At 50.8% G+C, this 3,295-nt stretch carries 1 protein-coding gene; it reads right to left on the bottom strand.

The features are described 5' to 3' along the window. Window positions 1-66 precede the first annotated feature (66 nt). Complete coding sequence (locus tag B156_RS0124550) at window positions 67-3,150, bottom strand: Tn3 family transposase (protein ID WP_018622453.1); 3,084 nt, start codon at window positions 3,148-3,150, stop codon at window positions 67-69. Window positions 3,151-3,295 lie beyond the last annotated feature (145 nt).

The following is a 3,295-nucleotide window of genomic DNA, read 5'->3' as shown; positions in this document are numbered from 1 at the left end:
GGGGTAGCTAACACATTTGGGGTAAATCCGCCACGTAGCGTCAATAAGTCACTGACTTGTAGAGTATTATAAGAATTTAACTCCTTCTGGCTCGTAAGATAGAATGTCTGATAGCGACGCTTCCAACGGATCACGGCTCAGATCATCATCAAAATTAAACTCTCCCTGAAAGTTGATGTGTTCCCAGGCAACAGGGGAGGTTCGGGGTACCATACTCAGAATAATGGCTCGCTCTGCTTTGGTTGAGTTGACTAATAAACGGCTCAAATACAGGTAGTTCCAACAGATCACTGAGTTCTCGATCAACCGCTTGCAACCCTGCATGGTCAGCAACTCTTCCTGATTGGCATATTGTAGCACACCGTTATTGCCATAACTCACGGCCCGGCTTAGTGCGTGAACGCTTTCAATCTTTTCCTGTTGCTGATGGGCACGGTGACGCATTTGCTCGTCGTCCATGTAACGCAGTAAAAACAGGCTTCTAACCACCTTCCCCAACTCTTTCAGTGCCTGGTAGAGCGGATTCTGCAACGCATACGAGTTGAGCCGCTTCATCACCAGCGAGGCCAGGGTATTCTTCAATTTGATGCTGACCACCAGGCGTAAAACACGATCCCACTGTTTGGCCACCACCGCTTCGTCCATTTCGTCGCCAATGGCCAGTTGATAATCCGTCGAATGACTCATGGTTACGCCCACCATGCCGTGCAGCTTCTGCCGGTGCAGATCCGCCAGACGCGGCTGAAAGTCAATCCCCAGCAGATAGGACACACTGAATACGGGATCAGTAGCCCCATGAGAATCGGTCGAGTGAATCTGGGAGCGTACCACATCGTTATGCATCAGCCCGTCGATCACATACCATGCTTCGCGGTCAGAAGCCGAAAAAGCCGTCGAATAGAACAGATCATGAACGGCATTAATGAAGCTGTAAATGGTGATGCCTTTTTCTTTCCCGAAGTATTTGGCCGAGTAGGTGCTGTGAATCGAGTCAAAAGCAACGGCAAACTTCTGGCCATCACTGGAGGTATGTCTACCGTACGGATTGTGATCAAAGAAAGCCCCCACGTTCATTTGCTCGATGAGCGCACTGACTTGATCGTTGGCTCTTAGCAAGTTAACAGAACTGAAATAGTTTCGTACTGTCGTCTCTAAGGTAGCTGCTGAGAGATTTTTAGCTGTTTTGGCGACTCGTTGTGTGGTCAGGTTGCAACCCAGACCGATGATACCCGCCAGAAACAGATTGGCTACGGGCCGCTCCCGCCCGTGATCCAGGCGGGCCGCTTCAAACGTGTCCGAAAACTGACAGACCCGGTTGACCGTTTCCAGCACCTCATAGAGGGGAATCACCCGGTCTTGCGGAAATAAATCCACGGGAGCCGTATCCTGTGGCTCATCTAAAACCGGTGTCTTGAAGCGGAGTGTATTGTCTTTCCGCTTGTCCACCCACAGGTTTTCACCTGAATCAATATGACCCATCGTATCGGCGAACTGCGTCCGCAACCGATTTCGTAGCTCGTCGGCAACGGTCTCCCAGCCTTCCAGATGGCGCATACCAGCGCGCTCCAGCAGGGTCTGTTTAGTTGTTTGCCAAGTATGTTCGTCGATTAGGTACTCGTCTACTGACTTGTACTGGTGGGAAGTCGACAGATACACACTACCTGCTTTGAAGCCCCGCATAATGTGCCGGGCCAGCAGGGCTTTGTATAAACTGACACGGAGTTTGCCTTCGGTATCGCGGATGTTCGTCAGTTCAGAAGGCTTCAGAAAGTCAGTGGGGACCGCACCCGTTAACAGGCCATCTTTCTGCTGAAAGAACCGGATGGCTTTAGCTAGTTTCTCTTCAGAAGGCTCGGTGCTGAACTCCAGATGACGGATCAGATCGGCTACCCGATTCTGCAATTTCTGTGATCCCTGAGCAATCTCATCGTAGTAATCGCCATCCTTAAGATGACGAGTCGTTTGGGCGTATAAGTCCTGCACCAGGGGTAATTTGGCTAGAAAAGCAGCTGTTTCAGGGCTGCGCAGGCTGCTCAACAACACCTTGAACTTCTCGTCCAGCGGTTTGGAGAAATCATAACTGACGGTCTGCATCTGATCCAATCGGGTGGCCTGCCCTATATACTCATGCAGAATGTCGGTTAACTGGCTCAAGTTGTGGTCGTATCGTTCTTGCCTGTCAACCTTGTAGCGTTTTTCGCATTGATTGACGCTATTTTCCGTGGCCATCACCAGTGTTTTGGCCAGTGTATCGTTCAGATAGAAGTACTGGTACTGAATAAAGCACAGCAGGTGCAGCTCTTGGCCAACCCACCGCTTAACCTGCCAGCTTCTGCTTCGCATCACTTCCAGGGCATAGTCTTCAACAACCGCATCGTGTAAGGCTAAGGCCTTTAGAATCGGCAGGCACTGGTGATAAAGCGTTTTGAGCGTGCGCAGGTGTTTGACATTCTCCCGAATAGCCTTCAGATTCATCAACTCCTGCGTATGGCGCAGTTGAGTAAGTTGCATCGGTGCAGTCGGATGCAGGGGTGTCTTGTCATCGGTCGTTTGCTCTAAAAGGGAATGAAGAGCCGTTCGCTGGGTGCCATCTAATTGGGTATGTAACACCTGACGAAGATGGGCATCGAATGCGTGAATAGCCCGGTTGATGATGTCTACAAACGTCGAATAAGCGGGAATCTCCATGCGGTGGTCTCGCAGAAAGTCGCATAAACTGCCAAAGACCTGGGGTGGCCGCAGCCCCTGGGTAATGAGTTGGTTGGCCTCCTGCTGACAACGTTCCCGAACCGCTTCGGCAAAGGGTATGACGTCGAGTACCGTCAAGATCAGCCCGCGATGACGTCGGGCCGTTGAATCAGCATAACTCTGATGGGGTGATACCATGCCTTTGCGGGACACGCGCCGGGTGGCAAACTCCCAATCTTTTTGGGCAATGGTCGTTGGGGAGAAGAACCGGCTGGTGGCCCTGAAGTAGCCTAACTGAACCAGAAAACCAACTTGGTTGGTCAGGGTATCCAGGCTAGCCAGCAGTGGCTTAATCTCATCGGTAATCTGAAAAAAGAACCGGCGTTGGGCATAAGTGAAGGTAGGCGGTGTCTCGAATTCGCGTTGGTGGCCTTTTTCTAAAATTGGCCGGATAGTAGGCATTTTAGGGGGTGATAACGAGCGTTTTAGGCAGCAAAACCAGATGCCGTTAAGGTACGTGTAAAAGCATGGAAATCAATTACTTTTACCCCAATAACGACCCTTAAGGGGGAAGCCCACTTTTTGCCTATGATTTACGGCTATGTAC

The organism is Spirosoma luteum DSM 19990, from assembly GCF_000374065.1.
In the GTDB taxonomy this organism is placed as follows: domain Bacteria; phylum Bacteroidota; class Bacteroidia; order Cytophagales; family Spirosomataceae; genus Spirosoma; species Spirosoma luteum.
This window is presented reverse-complemented; position numbering and strand designations above follow the sequence as displayed.

Coding starts and splice junctions, on each gene's coding strand:
- B156_RS0124550 (WP_018622453.1), bottom strand. CDS start 3,150: ATGCCTACTATCCGGCCAATTTTAGAAAAAGGCCACCAACGCGAATTC.